The following is a 26,229-nucleotide window of genomic DNA, read 5'->3' on the forward strand; positions in this document are numbered from 1 at the left end:
GCGAGCGCATCCGCAGGCAGGTCTACGCCACGCGCAATGACGCCCGTGCCGACGTCTTCAACTACATCGAGATGTTCTACAACCCCAAGCGGCGCTACGGCACCGCCGGCGACACTTCGCCGGTCGAGTTCGAACGACGCCATTCCCAACGGCTCACGGGTGTCTAGGAAATCCGGGGCGATTCAGCGCTGGGCTGGTGGCAGCTTCGAAAAGTCGCCCAAGCTGGTCTTGGACCGATGACCATTTTCCGGGTCCCTGTACCTCGCGTACCAAGACCCGATGGATGCCGCCGTCAACTTGCGGTAGCCGAGCATGCAGCCACCGGCCAGCTTCACCCAGTAGGGCTCCGACCGGGGCTTGGCCCTTGTCCGCGAATCCACCGTGTCGATCTTTGCACCCATGTCTTCCTCCACGTTCGAGGAGATTCCATTGTGGGCCAAAGTGGGCCAAAAGTGGGCCAAACGTCTATGGATTTCCCGGGACCTCGTGGGACGCTTTCATAGGAGAAATGGCCAACGCACTACAGCGTCGCTCTCCCAGTACCCTGCCCTCCGAAGGCAGGGGTTGTTGGTTCGATCCCAACCGGGCGCGCCAAGCGCATCAAGCACTTAGCTTCACGGCCAAGTGCTTTTTTGTTGCCGGTACCGTACCGACGTACGGAGGCCCGCCCGGCACGCCGAGGGTTCAGGCGCCGACGTAGCGCGTGAGCCCGTCCACCAGCGCGTCGAAGACGGCGCGGCAGGCGGCGTTCTGGCGCAGGTCTTCGTGCATGGCCACCCAGGTCTCCAGCGGCCACAGGAACTGCGCTGCAAGCACACGCTCCAGCGCTGGCTCGCGCCGCGCCAGCGGCAGCTGGCAGACGCCGATGCCGGCGCCGGCGCGGATCAGCGCCAACTGGGCGGGGTCGGAGTCGCAGCGCAGCGCAAAGCTGTCGCGCGTGATGCCGCCCAGGCGCTTGGCGCCCGCGCGGATGAAGGGCGTCACCGCGTCGAAGCCGATCAGCGTGTGGCCCGCCAGGTCGGCGAAGGACGCGGGCCGCCCGCAGCGGTCGAGATAGGCCGGGTGGGCATGCAGGCCGATGTCGATGCTGCCGATGCGCCGCGCGATAAGCTGGCCCTGTTCGGGCGGCGTCATGCGCACGGCGATGTCGGCCTCGCGGCGCAGCAGGTCTTGCACGCGGTTGCTGAGTGCCAGCTCCAGCACCAGGCCCGGGTGACGCTCGCGCAGCGTGGCGAAGACCGGCGCCAGCACCTCGATGCCGACCACCTCGCTGGCCGTCACGCGCACCGTGCCGCTCACCGCCGCACCGCGTGCCGACGCCGCCCGCTGCAGCGCCGCGGCCGCGGTCTCCATCTGCTCGGCGTGGCCGCGCAAGGCCAGCGCCGCCTCGGTGGGCAGCAGGCCGGTGGGCGAGCGTGTGAACAGCGGCTGGCCCAGCGCGGCCTCCAGGGCGGCGACGTGGCGGCCCACGGTGGGCTGTGTCAGCCCCAGCACCCGCGCGGCACCCGACAGCGAGCCCTCGCGCAGCACGCCCAGCAGCGTCTGCAGCAGATCCCAGGGCGGCGTCGCGGTCATGCATGAATGTATAGCCGCACCGCGATCCTCGGCAATTTTCAAAGAAGCTGGCGCTTTCCAGAATGCCTGTCATCAACTTTCAAGGAGCGGCGATGAACGGCAAGGACAGGACGGCACTGGTGCTCGGCGCGAGCGGTGGCATCGGCGGCGAGGTGGCCCGGCAACTGCGCGACGCCGGCTGGACGGTGAAGGCGCTGCAGCGCGGCCAGCGGGCGGCAACGCAGCGGCGCGACGGCATCGAATGGCTGCGCGGCGATGCGCTCACGGCGGCCGACGTGGCCCGCGCGGCGCAGGGCTGCGACGTCATCGTGCACGCCGTCAACCCGCCCGGCTACCGCGACTGGGAGCGCCTCGTGCTGCCGATGCTGGACAACGCCATCGCCGCCGCGACGACGCAGCAGGCCACGCTGGTGCTGCCCGGCACGGTCTACAACTTCGGGCCGGACGCCATCGCCGAACCGCTGCGCGAGGACGCACCGCAGCGTCCGGTCACGCGCAAGGGCGCCATCCGCGCGCAGATGGAGGCGCGCCTGCGCGCGGCCAGCGAACGCGGCATGCGCGTCCTCATCGTGCGGGCCGGCGACTTCTTCGGGCCGCGCGCCGGCAACAACTGGTTCTCGCAAGGCCTCATCCGGCCAGGCCGATCGGTCAAGACGATCAGCAACCCGGCCGCGCCCGGCGTCGGCCATCAGTGGGCCTACCTGCCCGACGTCGCACGCACGATGGTCGAGTTGCTGGCGCGGCGCGACACGCTGCCTGCCTTCGCCAGCTTCCACATGGCCGGCCACTGGGACGCCACCGGCCGCCAGATGGCCGAGGCCATCCAGCGCGTCGCCGCCCGCCACGGCCGCACGCCGCGCATCGCCGCGCTGCCGTGGTGGCTGCTGAACCTGGCAGGGCTGTTCATCGTCACCTTCCGCGAAATGCGCGAGATGCGCTACCTGTGGCGGCAGTCGGTACGCATGGACAACGCCCGCCTCGTGGCCGTGCTGGGCCGCGAACCGCACACGCCGCTGGATGAGGCCGTCGAGGCCGCGCTGCGCGGCCTGGGCTGCCTGCCGGCAACGCCCGGCCAACGCGTGGTCAGCGCCGCAAGATAGCGCTACCATTTGCCTCCTTTCGAGGAGACGACGGTGACGGACGGCAAGAAAAAGCTGCGCAGCCAGGACTGGTTCGGCGGGCGCGACAAGATGGGTTTCGTGCACCGCGCGTGGCTGCGCAACCAGGGCTATCCGAACGACTATTTCGGCGGCAGGCCGGTCATCGGCATCTGCAACACCTGGAGCGAGCTGACGCCGTGCAACGGCCACCTGCGCGACCTGGCGGAGAACGTCAAGCGCGGCATCCTCGAAGCCGGCGGCGTGCCGATGGAGTTCCCGGTCATGTCGCTGGGCGAGACCATCATGAAGCCCACCACGATGCTGTTCCGCAACCTCGCGAGCATGGATGTGGAGGAATCGCTACGGGCCAATCCGCTCGACGCCGTCGTTCTGATGGCGGGCTGCGACAAGACGACGCCGTCGCTGTTGATGGGCGCCTGCAGCGTGGGCCTGCCGGCGCTGGTGGTGTCGGGCGGGCCCATGCTGAACGGCAAGTTCCGCGGCGGCGAGATCGGCTCGGGCACGTTCAACTGGCAGGTGAAGGCCAAGATCGACAGCGGTGAGTTCACGGCCGACGACCTGACCGAGGCCGAGGTCTGCGGCGCGCGCAGCGCCGGCCACTGCAACACCATGGGCACGGCGTCGACGATGGCGGTCATGAGCGAGGCGCTGGGCATGACGCTGCCCGGCATGGCTTCCATCCCCGCCGCCGATTCGCGCAAGAAGCTGATGGCGCAGTTGAGCGGCCGGCGCATCGTGGAGATGGTCCATGAAGGCCTGACCCCCGCCAAGGTGATGACGCGCCAGGCCTTCGAGAACGCCATCGTCGTGAACGCGGCGGTGGGCGGCTCCACCAACTTCATCCTGCACCTGCTGGCCATCGCCGGCCGCATCGGCGTGCCACTGGCGCTGGAGGACTTCGACCGCCACGGCAGTCAGGTGCCGCTGCTGGTCAACCTGAAGCCGTCGGGCCAGCGGCTGATGGAGGACTTCTTCTACGCGGGCGGCCTGGCCGTCGTCATGAAGGAACTGGGCGGGCTGCTGCACCGCGATGTGCTGACGATCAATGGCAAGACGCTGGACGACAACTACCGCGCAGCGACCTGCTACGACACGACCGTCATCCGCCCGCTGGACCAACCGCTGCAACCCGCTGCTGGCATCGCCGTGCTGCACGGCAACCTGTGCGAGCAGGGCGCCGTCATCAAACCCTCGGCGGCCACGCCAGCCCTGTTGAAGCACCGCGGCCCGGCGGTCGTGTTCAGCAGCATGGAGGACTACCACGCCCGCATCGACGACCCCGACCTGCCCATCACGGCCGACAGCGTCATCGTGCTCCAGGGCGTGGGCCCGCGCGGCTACCCCGGCATGCCCGAGGTGGGCAACGTGGACCTGCCGCGCAAGCTCGTGGAGCAAGGCGTGCAGGACATGGTGCGCATCTCCGATGGCCGCATGAGCGGCACGGCCTATGGCACGGTCGTGCTGCACGTGGCGCCCGAGTCCGCGGCCGGCGGCGCGCTGGCGCTGGTCCAGGACGGCGATCTCATCGAGCTGGATGTGCCGGCGCGCCGGCTGCAGCTGCTGGTGGACGACGCCGAGCTGTCGCGCCGCCGCGCTGCCTGGGCGCCACCCGCGCCGCGGGCCTCACGCGGCTACGTGAAGCTGTACGTGGACCACGTGCAGCAGGCCCATCTCGGCGCCGACCTGGACCTGCTCGTCGGCAGCTCGGGCTCCATCGTCGAGCGCGACTCTCACTAGAGCTTCAGTTGTCCGTGGACACCCTCGTCCACCCGCTGACCCACGATCGCGCCGAACAGCATCTTGATGCCGGCGATGACGGTGCCGTGGCGGTTGTCCCAGTATTCGCCGCTGACCGGATCCACGCGCAACAGGCAGATGCGCGGGTCGCTGACACCCTCGGTGAACCAGGCGCGCATCTTGGGGCTCCACAGTCGCTGGATGGTGGCAGGGTCGGTGACCTGCACGGCCTCGCCGTCCAGCTTCAGGTGGCCGGCGTTGTCGCCCTCCTTGAAGAACAGCGTCACGCGCGGGTCGCGGTCCAGCTCGATGTTCTTCAGGCTGTCGATCTCCGTGAAGAACCACAGCGCGCCGCTGCCCTCCTCCACTTCCGTGACGGTCATGGGCCGCGCATGCAGCTGCGAATTCAGTCCCAGCGTGCAGAAGAAGCAGCTGTTGCCGGCATTGACCATCTCCGCGATCTTTTGCGCGGCGGCCGGGCCGCTGAGGTTCTGTTCGGTGCTGAGCTCGTCGTCGTGCGAGGTCACAAGGCGGTCGTCGTTCATGGTGAATCTCCTGGGTTGCAACTCCCCGAGACTAGGCAGCACCCGCCCCCGCGCTTGTCGGCCCGAAGGACTGTTGTCTGTCAGACCCGCCGCCATGCACCGGCCGTAACATGGACTGCAACTCTTTCGCAGGAACCACCCCATGACCTACTGCGTCGCGATGCGCCTGCGCGCCGGCCTGCTGTTCGCCTCCGACACCCGCACCAACGCGGGCGTGGACCACATCGCCAGCTTCCGCAAGATGTACCAGTTCCAGATCCCGCACCTGCGCGAGATCGTCATCCTCGCGGCCGGCAACCTGGCGACCACGCAGTCCGTCATCTCGCTGCTGAACCAGCGCCTGAATGGCGACGGCGAGCATCTGCTCAACGTGCCCAGCCTGTACGACGCGGCCGTGCTGCTGGGCCGCACGCTGAAAGAGGTGGTGCACCGCGACGGCGACGACCCGCACAACCATGGCGTGGACTTCGGCGCCAACTTCCTCATCGGCGGCCAGATCAAGGGCGAGGGGCCACGGCTGTTCCATGTCTACCCGCAGGGCAACTTCATCGAGGCGACCGAAGACACGCCCTACTTCCAGATCGGCGAAAGCAAATACGGCAAGCCGATCATCGACCGCGTCATCCGCTACGAGACCACGGCGCTGGACGAGGCCGCCAAGTGCACGCTGGTCAGCTTCGACTCCACCATCCAGTCCAACCTGTCGGTGGGCCTGCCCATCGACATGCTGATGCTGCGCGCCAACCAGTTCGAGCAGGCCATGCAGCCGCCGCACCGCATCGAGCGCGACGACCCTTACTTCCTGTCGCTGCGCACCGGCTGGAGCGCCGGTCTGCGCAAGGTGTTCGACGACCTCCCCAACGAGCCCTGGTTCCAGACTTAGCCCACCCCCTACCGCCTGACGGCGGCCCCCTCAAGGGGGCGCTGCAGGTGGCCCGGCAAAGCCGGTTCCACGGCAACTGCTGGATGGGGCATCGCGCCGAGGCGCGCCACCGTGAAGCCAGCCACCAGACGCGCGTCGAGTGATCCCGTTCAGCTCGGCGCTGCCGGACGAAGGGCTCTGTAGGCGAAACGGCCCGGCACGCGGATCTCCACCTCGGTGCCGCCCGGCGACTCGCTGACGAGGTTCACCCGGCCGCCCACCTCCAGCGCGCGTTCGCGCATGCCTTGCAGGCCCCAGTGACCCGGCCGGCCGCCGTCGCGGACCCAGGCCGGCGGAATGCCGACGCCGTCGTCGCGCACGTGCAGCATCAGCTCGGCCTGGCCCCAGCACACCTCCACCTCGATCTGCCGCGCCTGCGCGTGATGGAAGGCGTTGCGCAGCGCCTCGCAGGCGATCAGGTGCAGCTGGTCGAACACGCTGCGCTCCAACGGCCGCGGCGTGCCGCTGCCCACCGCGCGGAACACCAGCTCGGGCCGGCCCGATTCGTGCGCCAGCTCCCGGCCCAGCTGCTGCAGCACCTGCAGCAGCTCCGCGCCATCCACATCGCCGCTGCGCAGGTCGCGCACGCGCTCGCGCGCCTCCAGCACGACGGCATCGGCGCGGTCCAGCACCGCCTCGATCTGGCCGCGCACCGGCGCGTCGGCCGGAAGCCGGCTGGCCGCCCCCTGCACGTTGATGATCAGCGCCTGCGTGCTCTGCAGCAGCGTGTCGTGCAGGTCGCGGGCGATGCGCTCGCGCTCGCGGTGGCGCGCCTCCAGCTGGCGGCGCACGCCCGCAGCGATGGCGCGCGTGCGCAGCACATAGGCGCCGGCCACCAGGGCCGCCACCAGCAGCACCGCACCGGCCATGAAGCCGCGCGTCTGCCAGAACGTGGGCTCGATGTGGAAGGCCAGCGTCGCTTCCTCGGTGCCCCACACGCCGTCGCCGCTGGCCGCCAGCACGCGGAAGCGGTAGTCGCCGTGGCCCAGGTTGGCGTAGGTGGCCTCGCGGCGCATGTCGGCCTCCTGCCAGTCGGCGTCCACGCCGTCCAGCCGGTAGCGGAAGCGCGCGCGCTCGGCGCCGGCCAGCGTCAGCGCCGAATAGCGGATGGCCACGCTGCGCGTGCCGGCCGGCAGTTCCAGACCGGGCGTCGGATGGTGGTTGCGGTCGCCCGCCCGCAGCGCCTGGATCTCCACGCGGCCGGGGTTCTCGTTGCGCGCCGCGCGGGCCGCGTCCACCCAGGCGACGGCGCGGTTGGTCGCGAACCAGATGCGGTCCTGGTGGTCGCGCACCGCGGTGGACACGGCGGTGGCCTGCTGAGCGATGCCGGGCAGGCCGTCGCGCCAGTTCAGCAGCCGGTAGTTGAGCCGACGCGCCGGGCCGAACATCGCCGGCAGGTCGGCCGCCCTCAGCTGCACCACGCCGCGGCCGCCGTTCAGCCACAGATCGCCGTTGCCGGCCTCGGCAACGCCAGACACATGGGCGAACGCATCGTCGCGCTCGGCGGTCACGACGGCGAAGCGCCGCCCGTCGAAGCGGGCGAAGCCCGCCTCGCCGGCCACGTAGACGCTGCCGTCCGCGCTGACGAACAGATTGGTCGTACGCCCCACCAGCAGGCCATCTGCGGCGCCAAAGCGCGCTACGGTGTCGCCGCGCAGCCGCAGCACCTCGTCGTCGTAGCCGAACCAGGTGTCGCCGTCTGGCGCCACGATGATGGCCGTGGGCATGGCGCCGCCGGGCTCGAACCGCCTGTCGCGCCGCGCACCATCCGGCCCGGCGTGGAACATGCCCAGGCCGGGCACCGCGATCCAAGCGCCGCCGCAGTGGTCGGGTGCCAGCGCCTGCACGTGGTAATCGCGCGGTGGCTGCGTCAGGTGCACGCGCTCGAACTGTCCATCGACTTCGCGCGCGACGCCATCGTCATCGCTCAGCCACAGCTGGCCCTGGCGGTCCCGCACGATCGCCTTCACTGAACGGCCCAACTCGACGGGTTGCGACGCGCCGGGCGGCAGCAGCCGCAGTGCACGCCGCCCGCTGGCGACCAGCACGCCGTCGCCCTGCAGCGCGACGCCGAAGCCCGCCGGTTCGCCGGTGCCGAACTCCGGCACCACGCGCAGCCGCTGGCTGCGGAAGTTCGACAGCCCGTGGTTGCTGCCCACCCAGATCTCGCCCTCGGTGCCCTGCACCAGCGGCACGACGATGTCGGCCGGCAGACCCTGGCGGCGCGTGAACGTCTCCAGCTCGTCGCTGGGCTGTATGCCCCGCCCGACCGGAATGGCGGCCGGATCGCGCAGCCGGCGCACGCCCACTCCTGCCTCCGTCAGCCACAGGCTGCCGTCCTCGGCAAACAGCATCTGCTTGGCACGGGCGAAATGGGCCGTCCAGCCATGGGCGATCTGCGGCTGGCCGCGGCCGCTGGCGGGTGCGGCGCCACCGGCGTAGTCGGGCAGCGGGCGCGTGCCGCTCAGGCCATCGGACACCCAGATGCGCCCCGCGCGGTCCTCGGCCAGCACGGCGCCGCCCGACAGCACCTCGCCGGTGTCCTGGAAGCGCTGCCCGCCACGCGCCAGCCAGAACAGCCGGTTCTGCGACACCACCCACAACACACCGCGGCAGTCCACCAGCACGTACTGGGCGCCAAGCTCGGGATAACCCATCTCCGGCCCGACGCGTCGCCAGCGACTGCCGTCGAAGCGCGCCAGCCCGCCGCCGGCCGCGGCCCACAGATGCCCGTCTTGATCGGCCGCGATGCGCAGCACGCGGCCCGGCGGCATGCCCTCGGCCTCGCCGAAGGCCGTGGCCACGCCGTCGCGCAACCGCACGGTGCCGCCGGCGAACAGGCCCAGCCAGATGTCGCCCGAGGGCAGCACATGCAGCGCGTTGATGTTGGTGGACTTCAGCCGCTGGCCGTCGCGCAGCGGGTAGCGGTCGAAGCGCACGCCGTCGAAGCGGAACAGCCCCAGCCCGGTGCCCAGCCACAGATAGCCCGCGGGCGCGCGCGCCATCGTCCAGATGTCGGCCGGCGCGCCGTCGTTGACGGTCCAGGCCGAATGCGCGAAGTCGGCCAGCGGCTGCGGCTGGCCGGCGGCCCGCAGCGGCAGCAGCAACAGCGCGAGAACCCAGGCGCGCCAGTTCACCTCAATTCCACACGTCGACGATGCCGCGCCGGATCGCGATGACGACGGCCTGCGTGCGGTCGGCCGCATGCAGCTTGGACAGGATGGCCTTCATGTGCGTCTTGACCGTGTCTTCGGACAGCCCCAGTTCGGCGCCGATGTCGCGGTTGGAGCCGCCCTGCGCCAGCCGGCGCAGCACGTCCAGCTCACGGGCGGACAACTCGTCCTGCAGCGCGTACTGGCCCAGCTCGGCCGCCACTTCGGCGGGCAGGTAGCGCCGCCCGGCGTGCACCTGGCGGATGGCCTCCACCAGCTCGCGTCGGATCGCGTTCTTCAGCAGATAGCCGCTGGCGCCGGCCGCGAACGCGCGGCGGGCCTGCGCGTCGCCGCGGTAGGTGGTCAACACCAGCACGCGGGCGTCGGGCGACTGCGCGACGATGCGGGCGATGGCGGCGGCGCCGTCCAGCTCGGGCATCTGCAGATCCATCAGCACCACGTCAGGGCGCAGCGCCGCAAAGGCCTCCACGGCGGCCTGGCCGTCGGCCGCCTCGCCCACCAGCTCCAGCCCGTCGTGCGCGGCCAGCAGCGCCGCGATGCCTTCGCGCATCAGCGGGTGGTCGTCCACGGTCATGACGCGGATGGGAGCGGTAGCAGGCATGCCGGGAGTGTCGCTGCTGCAGCGCAGCATGGCGTTCACCCGAAAGAGTGAATGCTGCGTCGCTGGGTGGGGGCTGGGTCGGGCGAGCGCGGACACCTAGCATCCGTTTCTAACGCCATGGGCAAGCGCAACGCCGGCCCTCGCAGGGAGAAAAGCTGTATGAACCCCGCCATCCGCGTCGCCGTCGAACACGCCGACCCCCTGCTCGCCGCTGGTCTGCACAGCGTGCTGAGCGAACAGATCGACATCCAGCTCGTCGCGCCCGCGACCGGGGCCGACGTCGTCGTGGCCGACTATGGCCGCGGCCTGTGGCTGGCCGGCCAGCGGCCGCGGCCGGCGCCGCGCGTCATGGTGCTGACCGCGCAGGACCGCGAGCAGGATGTGCGCCACGCGCTGGAGGCCGGCGTGGACGGCTATCTGCAGCAGTGCTGCGCCGTGCAGGAGCTGGTGCAGGGGCTGCGGCAACTGGCGCGCGGCTCGCGCTGCCTCAGCGCCGTCGCGGCCGGCCGCATCGCCGACAGCCTGCAGCACGACAGCCTCACGCAACGCGAGCGCGAGGTGCTGGGCCTGGCCTCGCACGGCAAGAGCAACAAGGCCATCGCGCTGGCGCTGGACATCTCGCTGGGCACGGTCAAGGTGCACATGAAGGGCGTAATGGGCAAGCTGGGCGCAACCACGCGCACGGAGGCCGCGCGCATCGCGCTGGAACGCGGGCTGTAGCGCTTGTTCAGGTTGCTGCGCCGCGCTCGTCCACGGGCAGCGGGTGGCGCGCGGCCCACAGCATGCCCCCGCCCAGCGCCGCCGCCGCCAGCAGCAGCGCCCGCGGGACGCCCAGGCCTTGTGCCAGCGCGCCCCAGGCCAGACTGCCCAGCGTCATCGCGCCGTTGAACGCGGTCACGTAGACCGCCAAGCCGCGGCCGCGCACCCAGGCCGGGAACAGCGCCCGTGCCACGCCCATCAACGTGGTGAACGCGGTGCTCCAGGCCACGCCCAGCAAGGCCATCAGCATGAGCAGTGCCACCAGCGATTGCAAACCCGCCAGCCCCAGCAGCGCCGCGAGCGCAGCCGCCGTGGCCGCATGCAGCAGCACCTCGGGCCGCCAGCGCGGCAGCAGCAGCGCGCCGGCGATGGCGCCCAGGCCCGTGGCGCCCAGCAGCGCGCCGTAAAGGCCGGCCGCGTCGGGCTGCAACCGGCGCGCCACCCAGGGCAGCAGCACCAAAGCCGCGCTGGCGCTGCCGAAGAAGGCCGCGGCCCGCCACAGCACGCGATGCAACTCGCGGCTGGCGCGGCTGTAGCGCAGGCCCGCGCGCAGCGCGCCCAGAAAGGGTTCGGCCGGCGGGTCGGGCGGCGACGGCGCGCGGCGCAACCCCGTCAGCGCGGCTAGCGGCACCAGGCTCATCAGCAGATGCAGCGCGTAGGCGGCCGACGCATCGGCGGAGGCAAGCAGCAGGCCGCCACCGGCCGGGCCGATGGCGCGCGCGATGTCGGCGCCCAGCGCGTTCAGCGCCATCGCGCCGCGCAGCCGGGTCGCGTCCACCAGTTCGGGCACGACGGCCATCCAGGCCGGCCCCGCCAGCGCCGCGCCCACGCCGCCCAACAGGCTCAACACCAGCAGCGCCTGCAGGCTCAGCCGCGCGCTGGCGGCCAGCATCAGCAGCAGCGCGGCGACGACCGCGAGCAGGCCTTGCATCAGCAGCAGCAGGCGGCGGCGGTCCAGCGTGTCGGCCAGCGCGCCGGCGGGAATGGCGAGCAGGAACACCGGCAGCGTCGCCGCCGCCTGGACCAGTGCGACCGCGGCCGGGCTGCCGGACAGCTCGCTGGCGAACCAGACATTGGCCAGGTCGCGCATGAAGACAGCCACCTGGCCGCAGACGGCGGCCCCCCACAACACGGCGAAGGGCCGCGTGCGCAGCGGCGCCAGCGCCTCGGCCCGGCCGCGCTCAGGCGCTGCGCTCATCCCAAAGCGCCACCAGCAGCCAGGCGCCGGCCAGGCCCAGGTGCTCGAAGAAGGCATTCATCTGCGCGCCGCGGTCGGGGCCGTCGACGGTCCAGAACGCGTTGGCCATGAAGCTGGCCGCCACCGTGAACACGGCCAGTGCCAGCGCGGCCCAGCGCCGCCCCCTGCCGCTGAGCACCAGCGCCGATGCGCCCAGCTCCAGCACGATGACCGCCACCGCGAACAGCGCCGCCGGCTGCAGGCCGAAGTGCGCCATCTCGGCGACGGCGCCGTCGAAGTCCAGCAGCTTCACCAGCCCGCCCTGCAGATAGGCGCCGCACAGCGCCAGCAGGGCCAGCCGCTTCAGCCACTCAGACCGCCCAGCAGGCACAGCCCAGCGCTCCCCAGAAGCCTTGCAGGTCGCTCACCGGCGGCGTGGCGCCCCAGGCCCTGGCGTGCGCGTGGCCATGCACGCCGCAGGCGCTGGCGCAGGCGCACGCAGCAGCCACGACCGCCTGCAGCGGCTTGCCCTCCTCGCCCCAGGCGCCATAGCCGCCCCAGCGCCGCACGGGCGACCAGTCGGGCATGGCCGGCGGCGGCGCGGCCTCGTCGTGGCCCGCGAACTCGCCGGCGGCCCAGACGACCTTGCCGCCCACCATCGTCAGCAGCGAACTGGTGCCGGCGATGTCACTCTCGGCGCAGCCGAAGAAGTCGCGGTCCGGCACCAGCAGGTCGGCGAAGGCGCCCGGCTCGATGCGGCCCTTCTTGCCCTCTTCATCGCTGAACCACGTGACGTTCTCGGTCAGCATGCGCAAGGCCTGCTCGCGGTCCAGGCAGTGGGCCTGCGGCGTGAGGCGCAGGCCGCCGACCGTCTCGCCGGTGACGAGCCAGGCCAGGCAGACCCAAGGGTTGTAGGAAGCGACGCGGGTGGCGTCGGTGCCGGCGGACACGCGCAAGCCCTTCTCGAGCATGCGCTTGACCGGCGGCGTGGCCTCGGCGGCCCGGGCGCCGTAGCGCTCGACAAAGTACTCGCCCTGGTAGGCCATGCGATGCTGCACGGCCACGCCGCCGCCCAACGCGACGATGCGGTCCATGGACTTCTCGGAGATGGTCTCGGCGTGGTCGAAGAACCAGTGCAGGCCGGTCAGCGGCACGTCGCGGTTCACGCGCTCGAACACGTCCAGCGCGCGGGCAATGGTCTGGTCGTAGGTGGCGTGCATGCGCCAGGGCCAGCGGTTCTCGGCCAGCACGCGCACGACGCCTTCGAGATCGTCTTCCATCCCCGGCGCCATGTCGGGCCGCGGCTGGCGGAAGTCCTCGAAGTCGGCCGCCGAGAACACCAGCATCTCGCCCGCGCCGTTGTGGCGGAAGTAGTCGTCGCCCTGCTTGTATTTGCTCGTGGCCGTCCAGCGCAGGAAGTCGTCCTTCTCCTGCTTGGGCTTCTGCGTGAACAGGTTGTAGGCCAGGCGTATGGTCAGCTGGCCGTCGCGGGCCAGCTGCTCGATGACGGCGTAGTCGTCGGGGTAGTTCTGGAAACCGCCGCCGGCGTCGATGGCGCCGGTGATGCCCAGCCGGTTCAGCTCGCGCATGAAGTGGCGCGTGGAGTTCAGCTGGTAGTCGAACGGCAGCTTGGGGCCCTTGGCCAGCGTCGCGTACAGGATGCTGGCATTGGGCTTGGCCAGCAGCAGGCCGGTGGGATTGCCGGCCGCGTCGCGCAGGATCTGGCCGCCGGGCGGCTCGGGCGTGTCGCGGTCGTAGCCGACGGCGCGCAGCGCGGCGGCGTTCAAGAGCGCGCGGTCGTACAGGTGCAGGATGAACACCGGCGTGTCGGGCGCGACGGCGTTCAGCTCCTCCAGCGTCGGCAGGCGCTTCTCGGCGAACTGCTGCTCGCTGAAGCCGCCCACCACGCGCACCCATTGCGGCGCGGGCGTGATGGCCACTTGCGCCTTCAGCATGGCCATCGCGTCGGCGAGCGAGCGCACGCCGTCCCAGCGCAGCTCCAGGTTGAAGTTCAGCCCGCCGCGGATGATGTGCAGGTGGTTGTCGATGAGGCCGGGCAGCACGCGCCGCCCCTTCAGCTCGACGATGCGCGTGGCCGGTCCGGCATGGGCCATCACGTCGGCGTCGTCGCCGACGGCGAGGAACCTGCCGTCGCGCACGGCCACGGCTTGCGCCTGCGGCTGCGCGCGGTCCAGCGTCGTGACGCGGCCGCCGCGCAGGATCAGGTCAGCATGCTCAACCACGGCGCGTCTCCTTCGTCGTGTCAGCGCACTTGGGCAGCTCGCCGAACATGTGCGGCTTGACCTGATGGTGCAGCCAAGAGGTCTGCACCGGATCGGACGCGAACAGCTTGCGCACCAGCGGCGGCAACTGCTCGCCAACGAGGATGCCCAGCAGCCCCACCAGCGCGATGACCGGCGGCGCCGGTGAGCGCACGTTGAAGAGGGCGTAGATCACGCCCACCAGCAGGCCGACGGCCAGCGACAGCAGATAGGGCTTCATGGGCGTGCTCGCTGGCTCAACCTTCGTGGGCGCCGAACATCGACTTGGCGTAGATGATGCCGAGACCGTACGCACCGCCGAACTTCTTCGCGATGCCGGTGGTCAGGTCGTAGGTCTCGCCGCGGGCCCAGTCGCGCTGCAGCTCCAGCATGTATTGCAGCGAGGTCATCGGGCGCGCGCCGGCCTGCACCATGCGCTCGACGGCACGCTCATGCGCCTCGGCGGACACGTCGCCGCAGGCATCGGTGATGACATAGACCTCGTAGCCCTGGGCCAGCGCCGACAGCGTCGGGCCGACGATGCAGACAGAGGTCCACAGGCCGGCGAACACCAGGCGGTCCTTGCCGATGGCGTTCAGCGTTTTGATGACGGCCGCGTCTTCCCAGGTGTTCATGGACGTGCGGTCCAGCAGTTCCTGGCCGGGGAAGGCGTCGGTGATCTCGCTGAACATCGGGCCGGAGAAGCTCTTCTCGGCCACGGTGGTCAGCACCGTGGGCACCTTGAAGCCGGCGGCCGCGTGCGCGATGAGGCCGGCGTTGTTGCGCAGCTCGATCGCGTCGATGGACTTGGTGGCGAAGGCCATCTGCGACTGGAAGTCGATCAGCACCAGCGCATGGTCGGTGGGCGCCAGCAGCTGCGGGCCAGCGGTGGGGGTGGCGGTCAGGGCCATGGGACTCTCCTTGAGGGGTGGGGAAGGACGCCGTCAGTGTTGGCCGCGCGGCCCGCCGCGGCATCCCTCTTTCGGCCAGGACGCCGTCGGCCGCGCAGGCGATGTGCGGGCCGGTGGCGCTGACGAGACTGGCTGCATCAAGCCACCCCGAGGACATCCATGACCGACTCCACCATCGCCCGCCGCGGCCTGCTGCTTGGCAGCGCCGGCCTGGGCCTCGCCACCACGCTGCCCGCCGCGGCAGCAACTCAACCCGCTCGAAAGGCCACGATGACCGCCACCCACATCACCACCCGCGACGGCACGCAGATCTACTACAAGGACTGGGGCCCGCGCGACGGCAAGCCCGTCGTGCTGAGCCACGGCTGGCCGCTGAACAGCGACAGCTGGGAGGGCCAGATGCTGTTCCTGGCCGAACAGGGCTTTCGCGTCGTCGCGCACGACCGCCGCGGCCATGGCCGTTCCAGCCAGCCCTGGGGCGGGCATGAGATGGACACCTATGCCGACGACCTGGCGCAGGTCATCGAGGCGCTGGACCTGAAGGGCGCATCGCTGTTCGGTTTCTCGACCGGCGGCGGCGAAGTGGCCCGCTACATCGGCCGCCACGGCACCAAGCGCGTCGCCAAGGCCGGCCTGATCGCCGCCGTGCCGCCGCAGATGCTGAAGACGGCCACCAATCCCGGCGGCCTGCCCATGGAGGTGTTCGACGGCATCCGCGCCGGCGAGCGCGCCAACCGCGCGCAGCTCTACAAGGACATCGCGTCGGGCCCGTTCTTCGGCTTCAACCGCCCGGGCGCCAAGCCGTCGCAAGGCTTGATCGACTGCTTCTGGATGGCCGGCATGCTGGCCGGCCACAAGGCCACGCTGGACTGCATCAAGGCTTTCTCGGAAACCGACTTCACCGAGGACCTGAAGAAGTTCGATGTGCCGACGCTGATCCTGCACGGCGACGACGACCAGATCGTGCCCATCGCCGCCGCCGCGCTCGCCTCGGCCAAGCTGGTCAAGAACGCCAAGCTCGTCGTCGTGCCGGGCGCGCCGCACGGCCTGACCGACACGCACAAGGACCGAGTCAATGCCGAGATGCTCAGCTTTCTGAAGGGCTAACAGTCCTTCGGGTGAAGCGGATTTCGGCAGCCCTCTCACAGCGCGAAGGGTGACAACGGTGTCCGCTCATTCGAGCGTGTCGAGGCATCTGACAGCGTGAAATCGGCGCAATTTGCAAGTGCGCCGAAATCAACAACTTAGGGGGTCTGGCCCGGTTGATGCTCATTTCTTACCGCAGCACTCAAGACTGCGTACGAGGTGAAGCATGAAAAAGAATCCCTGGGGCATTTATGCGCGGTGGGGACTGGCCCTGCTGCTGTCCACCGGCTCGGCGATGGCGGCGCCGCTACCCGTCTACTCGCCCACCTATCCCGTGCCGAACGCGGCCTGCGCGACCAACGGCAACTTCGTGTCCTGCTCGACCAAGGTCCTGGACTACCTGGCCAGCAACAGCTACGCGGGCTTCACGGGGCCGTACTCGTTCGCTGCCAGCCAGGGCTCGCTGCTCGACACCATCGTCGTCACGGCCAACAACGGCGAAATCCTGGACAACGGCGACCAGGTCAACCCGTCGGAAAACGGCTTCTCGACCAACAACGGCGGTGGCAAGAAGTATTTCTTCACCGGCGACGGCAACGACCCCACCAACAACGGCAGCCTGCTGGGCGACACGCCGTTCAGCTGGGACATCGGCCTGGCGGCGCTGAACCAGAAGCTGACCTTCGATGGCGCGTATCACGAGATGGTGATCGCCTTCGATTTCAACAACCCGCAGAACTCCACCGCCAGCCTGCCGATCTGGGCGCTGGTCACCGTGCGCGACCTGGATGGCGGCAAGGCCAGCAAATACTTCGAGACCCAGGCTCTGGACCTGGGCGACCTCTTCAAGGACCCGTCGCTGTACGTGTCGGACAAGACCTTCGACGGCAGCGGAGTGACGACGCCCGGCGCCGACGACTTCGCGCTGACGGTGGGCGCCATCTGCGTCGTCAACGCCACGGTGTCCTATCCATCCCCCGATGGTTCCAGCTGTCCCGGCGGCGGCACACTGGTCAACACCAACCAGGCCTCCAACCTCGTCGAGTTCATCAACTACCTGCCCACGCTGGATGCGCGCGACCTGCAGGCGCAGGGCTACGACACGCTGTCGGTGCAGGTGTGGATGGGCTGCTTCAACACGCTGGACAAGAAGGGCGATCCGGACCGGACCTCGGGCCCGCCGCTGCTGAACGGCGGCTCCATCGGCCCCTGCGACACCGGCGGCTATGGCGACATCTTCCTGCTGGCCGGCGCGGCACAGCCGGACGACGGCCGCCTGCCCGAGCCCGGCACGCTGAGCCTGGTGGCGCTGCTGCTCGGGGGACTGGGCCTGCGCGGTCGCCGCTTCCGCTGACGACGCCCAGGCCTGGCTCTAGACCGGCCCCAGCACGCGCATGGAATAGTCCACGGCGCGCACGTCCTTCGTCAGCCGGCCAATGGAGATGCGGTCCACGCCGGTGGCCGCGATCCAGCGCAGCTGGTCCAGCGCCACGCCGCCGGACACCTCCAGCAGCGCGCGGCCCGCGTTCACGGCGACGGCCTCGCGCATCTGCGCTTCGCTGAAGTTGTCCAGCAGCACGCTGACGGCGCCGGCGTCCAGCGCCTCGGTCAGCTGCGCGATGGTCTCGACCTCGATCTGGATGTCCACGCCCGCGTTCAAGGCCTGTGCCGCGCGCAGGGCCAGGCCCACGCCACCGGCCGCGGCGATGTGGTTCTCCTTGATGAGGATGCCCGCGTACAGCGCCAGCCGCTGGTTCTGCCCACCGCCCACGCGCACCGCGTACTTCTGCGCCAGGCGCAGGCCGGGGATGGTCTTGCGCGTGTCGAGGATGGCGCAGCCGTTCGGATTCGTGCTCGCGCCGGCCACCGCGTCCACATGGGCGCGCGTGATCGTCGCCGTGCCGGACAGCAGTTGCAGGAAGTTCAAGGCCGGCCGCTCGGCCGACAGCAGCAGGCGGCCATCGGCTTCGATGCGGCACACCACCGTGTCGGCGGCCATCGGCGCGCCTTCGTCGTACAGCCATTCGATGCGGCTGCTCGCGTCCAGCGCGGCGAACACGCCGTCGAACCAGTCGCGGCCGCACAGCACCGCGGCCTCGCGCACGCGCACCTGCGCCGCCACGCGCCGGCCGGCTGGCACCAGCTGGGCCGTCCAGTCGCAGCGGCCGATGTCCTCGGCCAGCGCCTCGCGGATGTTGCGCGCGCGGGCCTGCTCCAGCGTTTCTTCTTGAAACATCACTCCGGCTGCCCGATCGTCAGTTGGATGTCGCCCAGGCCTTCGATGCGGCCCGTGATGACGTCGCCCGCCACCACCGCGCCCACACCCGCCGGCGTGCCCGTGTAGATCAGGTCGCCCGGCAGCAGCCGGAACAGATGCGACAGGTTGGACACGATCTCGGCCTGGCTCCAGATCATGTCGGCCAGGTCGCCGCGCTGCTTCTCCACGCCGTTCACGGCCAGCGTGATCGCACCCTTCTCCAGCAGGCCCACGTCGGCCACGCGGGCGATGTCGGTCAGGATGGCGGACTGGTCAAAGCCCTTGGCCGTATCCCAGGGCTTGCCGCCCGCCTTGGCCGTGGCCTGCAGGTCGCGGCGCGTCATGTCCAGGCCGGCGGCATAGCCCCAGATGGCGGCCTTGGCGGCCTCCGGCGTGACCTTGAACACCGGTGCGCCGATGGCGATGACCAGCTCCATCTCGTAGTGGTAGTTCTTGGTTTCCGTCGGGTAGGGCACCGTCGAACCCGAGGCCGTCAGCGCGGTCGCCGGCTTCGTGAAATAGAACGGCGGCTCGCGCGTCGGGTCGGCGCCCATCTCACGGGCATGATCGGCATAGTTGCGGCCCACACAGTAGATGCGTCGCACCGCGTAACGGGCCTCGGTGCCACGCACCGCGGCACTGGGGATTTCGGCCGGAGGAAAGACAAAGTTGCTCATGGCAATGCATTGGAGACAGAGCGCGCAGCATACTGGGCTGGCCTTGCTGCTGGTCGTGCTGGCACTGCTGACGGGCTGCGCGAGCCGCCCCGTGGCCAGCGGCCGCGATGGCCCCGAGGCCAACCCGCCGCCCAACCTGACGCAGGTGCCCGATGCCGTGCCGAAGCTGGAAGCCATACGCATCGGCGGCCCCAACAAGCCCTACGAGGTGCTGGGCGAGCGCTACAAGCCCATGACTGCCGACGACGCCTACGCCGAGCGCGGCCTGGCGTCCTGGTACGGCAAGAAGTTCCACGGCCGGCCCACCGCCAACGGCGAGGTCTACAACATGTATGCGATGACGGCCGCCCACCCCACGCTGCCCATCCCCAGCTATGCGCGCGTGCGCAACCCGGCCAACGGCCGCGAGATCATCGTGCGCGTGAATGACCGCGGGCCCTTCCACAAGGGCCGCATCATCGACCTCAGCTACACGGCCGCGCTGAAGCTCGACGTGCTGCGCGGCGTGGCGCCGGTGGAGGTGCGTCGCATCACCTATGCCGAGATCCGCGCCGGCAGCTGGCAGCCCCCGACCGGCGAGCCGCCGCCGGTCTTCGTGCCCACGCCGGCCACCGGCGCGCCGCAGCGCGACACCACGGCCACCATCGCCGACCGCGGTGGCTGGTGGCTGCAGTTCGGTGCGTTCGCGAAGCTGGACGCCGCCGAGGCGCTGCGCCAGCGCGTCGCCGAGACCGACCTCAGCCTGTTGCCACTGCTGACCATCGTGCGCGAGGGTCGCCAGCACCGGCTGCGCGCCGGCCCGTTCCCGAACGCCGACGAGGCGCGCGCGACGGCCGCCAGGCTGCTCGACGACGGCGGCGTGGAAGCGACGCTGGTCGAGAAACGTTGATCAGGCCAGCAGCCGCGGCATCCACAAGCCCATGGCCGCGCCGACGATGCCGCCGGCCATCACCAGGCTCAGCAGCACGAGCGTCACCACCAGCGCCATGCCGCGGCCGCGCACGCGCAGGTACAGCTCCAGCACCGCCAGCGGCACGAGGAACTGCGCGAAGCTCAGCGCGTAGACGAACGGGCCGGTGAAGGTCTTGGGGTCGAAGCCCACGGGCGCCTGCCAGACCATCAGCCAGGCCATCAGCCCCACGCGGAAGAACCACACGCCGTTGGCCGCCATGAACAACCGCAGCGCCCAGCGCCGGTGGTCCACGAAGCGGCGCTCGCGTGCGCTGCGCCAAGCCAGCCATGCGAAGCCGACGATGAGCACGCCGTTCAGGCTGATGGCCAGGTGCATGGGCAGGCCGCCCACGGTGCCGCGCGCCCAAAGCAGGAAGAAGCCGCTGACACTGCCCAGCACGGCGCCCACGATGAACACGCGCCCCAGGTTGCGATGCAGCGCCGGCGCGCGGCGGCGCAGGGCCGGGATGAGCTGCAGCACGCCGATGGCCGTCATCAGCGCCGCGAACACCAGGTGCACGCTGAGCACGCCCTGTCCCACCAGGTCGCCCGCCGCCATGCGCGATTCGCCCGGCGGCCCGCCCAGCGCGGCGCGGCCGTAGCTGATCGAGATATAGGCGGCAAACAGCAACAGACCCGCCGCGGCGACGACATACCAGAGGCGCGCGGCTGCGGCGACCGCGCGGCTGGGTTGAACGGGACCGGCAATGGTCATGGCTTGTCTCCGGGGCGTTGTGGCAACGCGCGGGATTCTTCTGAGCCACGGGGGAGCGGTCGCGGTCGGCCCGACGGGCTGCAGCCGCGCCCGGACGAACTGCACGTGCAGGCGACGGTCGGCCAGGAGCCTGTGCGGCAGAGGCTCCTAACGCCCGCCCGCCACGTCCAGCATCGTGCCCACCGTGTAGCTGGCCGCGTCGCTGAGCAGCCAGACGATGGCCTCGGCGATCTCCTCGGGCCGGCCCAGCCGCTGGATGGGGATGGTGGACGACGCGCCGCTGGCGTCCATGCCGCTGTTGGCATGGATGTCCGTCTCGATGATGCCGGGCCGCACGCCGTTGACGCGTATGCCCTCGCTGATCAGCTCGCGGCCCAGGCCCCGTGTCAGCGTGTCGACGGCGCCCTTGGTGGCCGCGTAGTCCACATAGATGCCCGCCGAGCCGTACTCGGCCGCGCGCGAGCTGAGGTTGACGATGGCGCCGCCCTGGCCGCCGCGCGCCGTGCTCATGCGCCGCGCGGCCTGCTGGCAGCACAGCAGCGTGCCGACAACGTTGACGTCGAGCAGCCGCCGCCAGCGTTCGAGGGTCATTTCATGCAGCCGCATCGCCGGCGCCACGATGCCGGCGTTGTTGACCAGCCCGGCCAGCCGCCCGCCGGCGGCGTCCAGCCGCTCGAACATCGCGGACACCTGCGCCGCGTCGGCCACGTCGGCCTGCAGCGTCAGCACCCGGCGGCCCGATGCGTGCAATCCGGCCGCCAGCGCCTCGGCGGCGGCGCTATCCTGCGCGTAGTTGATGGCCACGTCCCATCCAGCGGCAGCACAGCGCTGCGCGGTGGCGGCACCGATGCCACGCGACCCCCCGGTGATCAAGACCCAGTCCGACATGGCCGCATTGTGGCCGTGCCGGGCGCATGTCATCTGCATGGATTTCCTCGACGTCCCGACGGTCCTCAAGGTCAGCGCCCTCTTCAACCTGATGGCGGCATTGGCGTGGCTGACGCTGGCGCAGCTGTTCCGCATCGCGCCGCGCGCCGGCCGGTTGATGGCGGCCGCGCACCTGGCGCGCATCGTGTCGCAGGGCTGCGGCGACTGCCTGGCCGGCTGGCCCGCGCCGGCGCGCCAGGCCGTTCCCGAGTTCGCGCTGCTGGGCTGCGTGCTGTTGCTGCTGCTGGCGCTGCGCCGCATGCTGCGCAGCCGCCAGCGCCCGCGCGACATCGCCTGGATTGCCGGCCTCGGCGCGGCCGGCATCGCGGCCGGGCTGGCCAGCGGCTCGGGGCTGGCGCCGCAGCTCGCCAGCACGGTGGCCGTCACGGTGCTGGGCCTGATGGCCGTGCGCGAGGTGTGGCGCGGCATCGGTGACCGGCTGTCGGCCGTCGTGCGCATCGGCACGACGCTGCCGTTCGCGCTGTTGGCGCTGCTGGCCTTCGTGCACGGCGCCGAGCTGCTGCTGGTGCCTGGCTGGGAGGCCCATGTGCTGGAGGGCCGCCTGCCCACCGCGGCCCGCGCGGTGCTGTGGTTCGTCGTGACCGCGGCGATCACGCTCAGCCTCATCGCGCTGATGATCTGGCGGCTGATCATGCGCATCCAGCACCTGACGCACCGCGACCCGCTGACCGGCGCGCTGAACCGCCGCGCCTTCGAGCGCGCGCTGGCCGACGGGCAGGCCCAGTTGCAGCGCGGCCGCGGCTTTGCGCTGGTGATGATCGACATCGACCACTTCAAGCAGATCAACGACCGGCACGGCCACCCCGCCGGCGACGCGGCGCTGCAGCACTGCGTGCGCGTCTGGCAGGCCGGCCTGCGCGAGATCGACTGCCTGGGCCGGCTGGGCGGCGAGGAGTTCTGCGCGCTGCTGCCGCTGGCCCTGCCCGGCGACCTGGCCACGGCGACCGTCGTCGCCGAGCGACTGCGCGCGTCGCTGGCCGCGCAGCCACTGCACTGGCAGGGCAGCGAACTGCCTTTGACGGCCAGCTTCGGCGTGGCGCTGCCGGTGGTGGGCGACGCGCAGGGCGAGGTGGGCCTGGCGCGCGCCGACGCGGAGCTGTACCGCGCCAAGACCGAAGGCCGCAACCGCGTCTGCGTGGCCTTGCATTTGGGCGGGCTCGGGGCGTCGTCATGATCACCGCTTCGCACACGCTGACGCTGCTGGCCGCGATCATCATGTTCGCGGGCGTGGCAACGCTGGTGTGGCTGGCGCTGGCGCTGGTGGCACGCCTCGCGCCCCGCGCGTCGCTGGCCATGGCCTGCGCCAACGCGATGGCCGCGCTGTCGCTGACGCTGCACATGCTGCGCGGCATGCGGCCCGACGCGCTGACCTACTGGACCGGCGACGTGGCCGCCGTGGCGTCGTTCGCGCTGCTGGCGGCCGCCGTATCGGCGATCACGACGCGGCGGCTGGCCTGGAAATCGGGCGCCATCGTCGTGGCGGCCGCGGCCCTGCTGCTGCTGGCTGTGCCCTACGAAGGCGACCTGCGCTGGCAGGCGCGAGTCGTCAACCTGGCGGGCGCGGGGCTGTCGCTGGGCGCGGGGCTGACCGCATGGCGCAGCCTCAGCGCGTCTGCCACCGGCCGGCGCACGCCGGCGCCTCTCTCGCTGCCGCTGTTCCTGATCGGCGCGCTGTTGCTGGTGCGCGCGTTCGAGACGCTGGTCCATCCCGGCGGCACGCCCGACATGCGCGTGCCCACCGAGTTCAACATCGCCTTCCTGTGGACGGCGCTGGTGCTGACGCTGCTGCAGAACGCGACGCTGGCCTTCCTCGTGCTGATGCGATTGATCCTGCGCATCGAGCGGCTGTTGGAGCGCGACCCGCTGACCGACACGCTGAACCGCCGCGCCTTCGACCACGCGCTGGATCATGCCCACGCCTGGCTGGGCCGCGGCCGCGGCTATGCGCTGGTGATGATCGACATGGACCGCTTCAAGCAGCTCAACGACACGCTGGGCCATGCGGCCGGCGATGCCGCGCTGCGCCAGATGGTCAAGGAGCTGCAGCCCTGCGTGCGCGAGGTGGACCGCTTCGGCCGCCTGGGCGGCGAGGAGTTCTGCGTACTGCTGCCCGACACCGACATCGCCGGCGCCGCGCTGGTGGCCGAGCGCATGCGGGCGCTGGTGGAGCAGACGCCGCTGCGCTGGCTGGAGCAGGACTGGCCGCTGAGCGCCAGCCTGGGCATCGCCGAGGCCGAGCGCGGCGACGCCGATGCCAACACGGTGCTGGCCCGCGCCGACGCGGCGCTGTACCGCGCCAAGAGCCAGGGCCGCAACGTCGTGCAGCCCTAGACAGCCACGCGGCCACCTGCCCCAAAGGGCAGGTCGGCGGGATGGCCTTCGCTACAGTCGGACGCCGATGAACCTGCTGCTGATCGACGACCACCCGCTGTTCGGCGTGGGCTTTGCGCATGCGCTGACCCAGGCCGCGCCCGACATCGCCGTGCGCACGGCGGCGACGGTCGACGAGGGGCTGGCGCAGGCCGCGGCCTGGCCGGCGCTGGACATCGTGCTGGTGGACTACCGCCTCGGCGAAACCAGCGGGCTGGACGGGCTGCGCCGCTTCGGCGAGCGCTTTCCCTGCGTCGCGCGCGTGCTGATCTCCGGTGACGAGGACGCGGCGCTCGTGGCCCGCGCGCGCGCCGCCGGCGCCAGCGGCTTCCTCGGCAAATCGGCCTCCATCGCGGCGCTGCTGGCCGCGCTGCAGCGCGTGGCGCGCGGCGACACGGTGCTGGGCGAGCCCGGCGCACAACCGGGCGGCTGTCCCACCGCGCGGCAGATGGAGGTGCTGGCGCTGATCGCGCAAGGCCAGCCCAACAAGGGCATCGCCCGCGCTCTAGGCATTGCCGAGCGCACCGTGAAGCTGCACGTCACCGCGTTGCTGGACGCCGTCGGCGCCCGCAACCGCACCCACCTGCTGGTGCGCGCGCGCGAGCAGGGGCTGCTGTAGTGCGGCTGCCGCGACGGCTGGCCGCCTGGCTGCAGAGCCAGGAGGCCGAGCAGCTGGACCCGCTGTTCCGCTTCACGCCCATGGTGGCCACGATGGCCACGGTGGCCGCCATCATCCTGTTCGTGACGCTGCGCGGCGAGGCATCGCCGGTCGTGGCCACGCTGTGGGTGGTGACCTTCACTGCCGTAAGCCTGGCGCGCATCGTCGGCGCGCGCCGCTACCTGCGGCTGCGGCCGCCGCGCGAGCGCCTGCCCGTCTGGGCGCTGTGGGCCTTCGGCAGCACGCTGCTGCACGTGTTGCTGCTGGGCTCGGTGAGTCTCATCTGGATGCACCCCACGCGCTCCGAAGCCGAGTCGCTGATGCACATCGTGCTCGCGTCGGTCAGCATCGGCGCGGCGGTGCACCTGCCGGCCTTCTACCCGGCGTTCTTCGTCTACGTGATCGGCCTGATGGCGCCGCTGGCGCTGCGCGACCTGTGGATAGGCGGCGGCTACCACCTGACGCTGGCGCTGCTGGTCATCGCCACCGCGCTGTACACGCTGCAGGCCGGCTGGCGCCAGGCGCAGGCGCATGCGCAGACGCGCGCCGAGCGGCTGAAGAACGCCGCGCTGATCGAGGCGCTGCGGCTGCAGAACGAGCGCACCGACGCCGCGCGCCGGCTGGCCGAGCAGGCCCACGCGGCCAAGGCGCGCTTCTTTGCCGCGGCCAACCACGACCTGCGCCAGCCGCTGCACGCGATGGGCCTGCTGGCGCATTCGCTGCGCGCACCCGGCGGGCTGCGCCATGCCGGCGACGTGTCGGCCCGGCTGGTGGAGTGCGTGGACAGCATGGCGCAGATCGTCGACGAGCTGGTGGACCTGGCGCGCGTGGACGTGGCGCCCGAGCGCCAGCAGCGCAGCCACTTCGTGCTGGCCGCGCTGCTGCACGAGACCGCCCGCGCCTTCGAGCCGCAGGCGCGCGGCAAGGGTCTGGCCATCGAGGTCGACTGCGACACCGCGACCGCCGTGCACTCCGACCGCCGGCTGGTGGCCCGCGTGCTGGCCAATCTGGTGTCCAACGCCGTGCGCTACACCGAGCGGGGCCATGTGCGCCTGACGGGCCGGACGGACGGCGACACCGTGCAGGTGACCGTGCAGGACAGCGGCATCGGCATTGCCGAGGACGAGCTGCCGCGCATCTTTGAGGAGTTCTACCAGGTGGGGAACCCGGCGCGCGACCGCCGGCTCGGCGTGGGCCTGGGCCTGGCCACCGTGAAGCGGCTCAGCGACGCGTTGGGGCTGGCGCTGCAGGTGCAGTCCAGCCCGGGTGAGGGCAGCCAGTTTTCCTTCAGCCTGCCGGCCGGCAGCATCGCGCCGCCACCTGAAGCCGCGCGGCCGGCCGACCACGACCCGCTGGCGGCGCGCCGCGTGCTGGTCGTGGAGGACGACGCCGACTCGCGCGCCGCGCTGCTGGGCCTGCTGCACGGCTGGGGCTGCGACGCCCGCGCCGCCGGGAACGTGGCCGGCACGCGCGAGCGGCTGGCCGAAGGCTTCCGGCCCGACGCGGTGCTGGCCGACCTGCGGCTGGCCGGCGGCGCCAGCGGCATCGATGCCGTGGCTGCCGTGCGTGCGGCACTGGCCCCGCAACTGCCGGCGCTGGTGATGACCGGCGACGTCGGCAGCGAGCACGCCCGCCGCGCCGCCGACGCCGGCCTGCTGGTGCTGGCCAAGCCGGTCAAGCCCATGCAGCTGCGCGCCTTCCTGGGCCAGGCCTTCGCCGCACCGGACGCTGCCGACCTGCCCCTCAGGTCTATTCCCGCGCGGGAGACCCCCTCCTAGCATGGCC

At 71.2% G+C, this 26,229-nt stretch carries 25 protein-coding genes; 12 read left to right on the forward strand and 13 right to left on the reverse strand.

The window, feature by feature from the left end; translation table 11 throughout:
• A partial coding sequence (locus J2X21_RS10870; RefSeq protein WP_310329174.1) for an IS3 family transposase occupies window positions 1-167 on the forward strand: 167 nt, incomplete at its 5' end.
• Window positions 168-684: 517 nt separating this feature from the next.
• On the opposite strand, the gene J2X21_RS10875 is transcribed toward J2X21_RS10870, so the two are convergent.
• Complete coding sequence (locus tag J2X21_RS10875; RefSeq protein WP_310328365.1) at window positions 685-1,575, reverse strand: LysR family transcriptional regulator; 891 nt, start codon at window positions 1,573-1,575, stop codon at window positions 685-687.
• 92 nt (window positions 1,576-1,667) lie between these two features.
• Between J2X21_RS10875 and J2X21_RS10880 the strand changes: the two genes are divergently transcribed.
• Complete coding sequence (locus J2X21_RS10880; RefSeq protein WP_310328368.1) at window positions 1,668-2,675, forward strand: NAD-dependent epimerase/dehydratase family protein; 1,008 nt, start codon at window positions 1,668-1,670, stop codon at window positions 2,673-2,675.
• Between the two features lie 33 nt (window positions 2,676-2,708).
• Entirely contained in the window at window positions 2,709-4,433 is a 1,725-nt protein-coding gene (locus tag J2X21_RS10885) for an IlvD/Edd family dehydratase (protein WP_310328371.1), read from the forward strand.
• Here the strand turns inward: J2X21_RS10885 and J2X21_RS10890 are convergent.
• Window positions 4,430-4,978 carry a pyridoxamine 5'-phosphate oxidase family protein gene (locus tag J2X21_RS10890; protein ID WP_310328373.1) on the reverse strand — a complete coding sequence of 183 codons (549 nt, stop codon included), beginning with the start codon at window positions 4,976-4,978 and terminating at the stop codon, window positions 4,430-4,432. The two genes, J2X21_RS10885 and J2X21_RS10890, sit on opposite strands and share 4 nt — an antisense overlap.
• Before the next feature lie 142 nt (window positions 4,979-5,120).
• Here J2X21_RS10890 and J2X21_RS10895 point away from each other — a divergent pair, with 142 nt between their 5' ends.
• Window positions 5,121-5,861 (forward strand): proteasome-type protease, encoded by a 741-nt coding sequence (locus J2X21_RS10895; RefSeq protein ID WP_310328376.1) that lies wholly within the window; start codon window positions 5,121-5,123, stop codon window positions 5,859-5,861.
• A 149-nt stretch (window positions 5,862-6,010) separates the two neighbouring features.
• Here the strand turns inward: J2X21_RS10895 and J2X21_RS10900 are convergent, their stop codons facing one another.
• Together J2X21_RS10900 and J2X21_RS10905 are read right to left on the reverse strand one after the other, a co-directional pair.
• On the reverse strand, window positions 6,011-9,037 hold the full coding sequence (locus tag J2X21_RS10900; protein ID WP_310328379.1) for a sensor histidine kinase: 3,027 nt from the start codon (window positions 9,035-9,037) through the stop codon (window positions 6,011-6,013).
• Between the two features lies 1 nt (window position 9,038).
• Window positions 9,039-9,674, reverse strand: coding sequence for a response regulator (locus J2X21_RS10905; protein WP_310328385.1), 636 nt, complete (start codon window positions 9,672-9,674; stop codon window positions 9,039-9,041).
• 159 nt (window positions 9,675-9,833) lie between these two features.
• Between J2X21_RS10905 and J2X21_RS10910 the strand changes: the two genes are divergently transcribed.
• Complete coding sequence (locus J2X21_RS10910; RefSeq protein WP_310328389.1) at window positions 9,834-10,394, forward strand: response regulator transcription factor; 561 nt, start codon at window positions 9,834-9,836, stop codon at window positions 10,392-10,394.
• Window positions 10,395-10,401: 7 nt separating this feature from the next.
• Here J2X21_RS10910 and J2X21_RS10915 read toward each other — a convergent pair whose 3' ends face one another.
• Genes J2X21_RS10915 through J2X21_RS10935 form a run of 5 tightly spaced genes read right to left on the reverse strand, consistent with a single transcriptional unit; the run spans window position 10,402 to window position 14,782 of the window.
• Window positions 10,402-11,631, reverse strand: coding sequence for an MFS transporter (locus J2X21_RS10915; protein ID WP_310328392.1), 1,230 nt, complete (start codon window positions 11,629-11,631; stop codon window positions 10,402-10,404).
• The gene (locus tag J2X21_RS10920) at window positions 11,615-12,001 is read right to left on the reverse strand and encodes a DoxX family protein (protein WP_310328394.1); all 387 of its coding nucleotides are present in this window, start codon (window positions 11,999-12,001) and stop codon (window positions 11,615-11,617) included. The genes J2X21_RS10915 and J2X21_RS10920 overlap by 17 nt, the downstream gene beginning before the upstream one ends.
• Window positions 11,982-13,853, reverse strand: coding sequence for an amidohydrolase (locus J2X21_RS10925; RefSeq protein ID WP_310328397.1), 1,872 nt, complete (start codon window positions 13,851-13,853; stop codon window positions 11,982-11,984). Before J2X21_RS10925 ends, J2X21_RS10920 begins: the two co-directional genes overlap by 20 nt.
• Window positions 13,846-14,112, reverse strand: a complete 267-nt coding sequence (locus J2X21_RS10930; RefSeq protein WP_310328400.1) for a XapX domain-containing protein — start codon at window positions 14,110-14,112, stop codon at window positions 13,846-13,848. Before J2X21_RS10930 ends, J2X21_RS10925 begins: the two co-directional genes overlap by 8 nt.
• 16 nt (window positions 14,113-14,128) lie before the next feature.
• Window positions 14,129-14,782: a hydrolase gene (locus J2X21_RS10935; protein WP_310328402.1), complete on the reverse strand. Its 654-nt coding sequence runs from the start codon at window positions 14,780-14,782 to the stop codon at window positions 14,129-14,131.
• Window positions 14,783-14,941: 159 nt separating this feature from the next.
• Here J2X21_RS10935 and J2X21_RS10940 point away from each other — a divergent pair, with 159 nt between their 5' ends.
• Together J2X21_RS10940 and J2X21_RS10945 are read left to right on the forward strand one after the other, a co-directional pair.
• Window positions 14,942-15,889 carry an alpha/beta fold hydrolase gene (locus J2X21_RS10940; protein ID WP_310328418.1) on the forward strand — a complete coding sequence of 316 codons (948 nt, stop codon included), beginning with the start codon at window positions 14,942-14,944 and terminating at the stop codon, window positions 15,887-15,889.
• Between the two features lie 205 nt (window positions 15,890-16,094).
• Window positions 16,095-17,222 carry a hypothetical protein gene (locus J2X21_RS10945; protein ID WP_310328421.1) on the forward strand — a complete coding sequence of 376 codons (1,128 nt, stop codon included), beginning with the start codon at window positions 16,095-16,097 and terminating at the stop codon, window positions 17,220-17,222.
• Window positions 17,223-17,240: 18 nt separating this feature from the next.
• Here the strand turns inward: J2X21_RS10945 and nadC are convergent, their stop codons facing one another.
• Complete coding sequence (gene nadC / locus J2X21_RS10950) at window positions 17,241-18,104, reverse strand: carboxylating nicotinate-nucleotide diphosphorylase (RefSeq protein WP_310328425.1); 864 nt, start codon at window positions 18,102-18,104, stop codon at window positions 17,241-17,243.
• Entirely contained in the window at window positions 18,104-18,802 is a 699-nt protein-coding gene (locus J2X21_RS10955) for a fumarylacetoacetate hydrolase family protein (RefSeq protein ID WP_310328428.1), read from the reverse strand. Before J2X21_RS10955 ends, nadC begins: the two co-directional genes overlap by 1 nt.
• Between J2X21_RS10955 and J2X21_RS10960 the strand changes: the two genes are divergently transcribed.
• Window positions 18,801-19,691 (forward strand): septal ring lytic transglycosylase RlpA family protein, encoded by an 891-nt coding sequence (locus tag J2X21_RS10960; RefSeq protein ID WP_310328431.1) that lies wholly within the window; start codon window positions 18,801-18,803, stop codon window positions 19,689-19,691. The genes J2X21_RS10955 and J2X21_RS10960 overlap by 2 nt on opposite strands.
• Here the strand turns inward: J2X21_RS10960 and J2X21_RS10965 are convergent, their stop codons facing one another.
• On the reverse strand, window positions 19,692-20,468 hold the full coding sequence (locus J2X21_RS10965) for a DUF2306 domain-containing protein (RefSeq protein ID WP_310328434.1): 777 nt from the start codon (window positions 20,466-20,468) through the stop codon (window positions 19,692-19,694).
• A gap of 147 nt (window positions 20,469-20,615) precedes the next feature.
• Window positions 20,616-21,356, reverse strand: a complete 741-nt coding sequence (locus J2X21_RS10970) for an SDR family oxidoreductase (protein WP_310328436.1) — start codon at window positions 21,354-21,356, stop codon at window positions 20,616-20,618.
• Between the two features lie 37 nt (window positions 21,357-21,393).
• Here J2X21_RS10970 and J2X21_RS10975 point away from each other — a divergent pair, with 37 nt between their 5' ends.
• The 4 genes from J2X21_RS10975 to J2X21_RS10990 all read left to right on the forward strand — a co-directional run bounded on the left by J2X21_RS10975 (window position 21,394) and on the right by J2X21_RS10990 (window position 26,222).
• Complete coding sequence (locus J2X21_RS10975) at window positions 21,394-22,590, forward strand: GGDEF domain-containing protein (RefSeq protein WP_310328439.1); 1,197 nt, start codon at window positions 21,394-21,396, stop codon at window positions 22,588-22,590.
• Complete coding sequence (locus J2X21_RS10980) at window positions 22,587-23,747, forward strand: GGDEF domain-containing protein (RefSeq protein WP_310328442.1); 1,161 nt, start codon at window positions 22,587-22,589, stop codon at window positions 23,745-23,747. Before J2X21_RS10975 ends, J2X21_RS10980 begins: the two co-directional genes overlap by 4 nt.
• 67 nt (window positions 23,748-23,814) lie before the next feature.
• Window positions 23,815-24,405 (forward strand): response regulator transcription factor, encoded by a 591-nt coding sequence (locus tag J2X21_RS10985; RefSeq protein WP_310328444.1) that lies wholly within the window; start codon window positions 23,815-23,817, stop codon window positions 24,403-24,405.
• A complete protein-coding gene (locus J2X21_RS10990; RefSeq protein WP_310328446.1) occupies window positions 24,405-26,222 on the forward strand; it encodes an ATP-binding response regulator in 1,818 nt (605 codons plus the stop codon). The genes J2X21_RS10985 and J2X21_RS10990 overlap by 1 nt, the downstream gene beginning before the upstream one ends.
• Window positions 26,223-26,229 lie beyond the last annotated feature (7 nt).

Source organism: Roseateles asaccharophilus, assembly GCF_031458115.1.
Lineage (GTDB): Bacteria > Pseudomonadota > Gammaproteobacteria > Burkholderiales > Burkholderiaceae_C > Pelomonas > Pelomonas asaccharophilus_A.

Bases quoted from the DNA above. Each gene is read 5' to 3' on its own strand.
- J2X21_RS10880 (WP_310328368.1), top strand. From the start codon at position 1,668: ATGAACGGCAAGGACAGGACGGCACTGGTGCTCGGCGCGAGCGGTGGC.
- J2X21_RS10985 (WP_310328444.1), top strand. From the start codon at position 23,815: ATGAACCTGCTGCTGATCGACGACCACCCGCTGTTCGGCGTGGGCTTT.
- J2X21_RS10965 (WP_310328434.1), bottom strand. From the start codon at position 20,468: ATGACCATTGCCGGTCCCGTTCAACCCAGCCGCGCGGTCGCCGCAGCC.
- J2X21_RS10935 (WP_310328402.1), bottom strand. From the start codon at position 14,782: ATGGCCCTGACCGCCACCCCCACCGCTGGCCCGCAGCTGCTGGCGCCC.
- J2X21_RS10915 (WP_310328392.1), bottom strand. From the start codon at position 11,631: ATGAGCGCAGCGCCTGAGCGCGGCCGGGCCGAGGCGCTGGCGCCGCTG.
- J2X21_RS10975 (WP_310328439.1), top strand. From the start codon at position 21,394: ATGGATTTCCTCGACGTCCCGACGGTCCTCAAGGTCAGCGCCCTCTTC.
- J2X21_RS10970 (WP_310328436.1), bottom strand. From the start codon at position 21,356: ATGTCGGACTGGGTCTTGATCACCGGGGGGTCGCGTGGCATCGGTGCC.
- J2X21_RS10895 (WP_310328376.1), top strand. From the start codon at position 5,121: ATGACCTACTGCGTCGCGATGCGCCTGCGCGCCGGCCTGCTGTTCGCC.
- J2X21_RS10980 (WP_310328442.1), top strand. From the start codon at position 22,587: ATGATCACCGCTTCGCACACGCTGACGCTGCTGGCCGCGATCATCATG.
- J2X21_RS10905 (WP_310328385.1), bottom strand. From the start codon at position 9,674: ATGCCTGCTACCGCTCCCATCCGCGTCATGACCGTGGACGACCACCCG.
- J2X21_RS10890 (WP_310328373.1), bottom strand. From the start codon at position 4,978: ATGAACGACGACCGCCTTGTGACCTCGCACGACGACGAGCTCAGCACC.
- J2X21_RS10955 (WP_310328428.1), bottom strand. From the start codon at position 18,802: ATGAGCAACTTTGTCTTTCCTCCGGCCGAAATCCCCAGTGCCGCGGTG.
- J2X21_RS10910 (WP_310328389.1), top strand. From the start codon at position 9,834: ATGAACCCCGCCATCCGCGTCGCCGTCGAACACGCCGACCCCCTGCTC.
- J2X21_RS10875 (WP_310328365.1), bottom strand. From the start codon at position 1,575: ATGACCGCGACGCCGCCCTGGGATCTGCTGCAGACGCTGCTGGGCGTG.
- J2X21_RS10960 (WP_310328431.1), top strand. From the start codon at position 18,801: ATGGCAATGCATTGGAGACAGAGCGCGCAGCATACTGGGCTGGCCTTG.
- J2X21_RS10940 (WP_310328418.1), top strand. From the start codon at position 14,942: ATGACCGACTCCACCATCGCCCGCCGCGGCCTGCTGCTTGGCAGCGCC.
- nadC (WP_310328425.1), bottom strand. From the start codon at position 18,104: ATGTTTCAAGAAGAAACGCTGGAGCAGGCCCGCGCGCGCAACATCCGC.
- J2X21_RS10930 (WP_310328400.1), bottom strand. From the start codon at position 14,112: ATGAAGCCCTATCTGCTGTCGCTGGCCGTCGGCCTGCTGGTGGGCGTG.
- J2X21_RS10945 (WP_310328421.1), top strand. From the start codon at position 16,095: ATGAAAAAGAATCCCTGGGGCATTTATGCGCGGTGGGGACTGGCCCTG.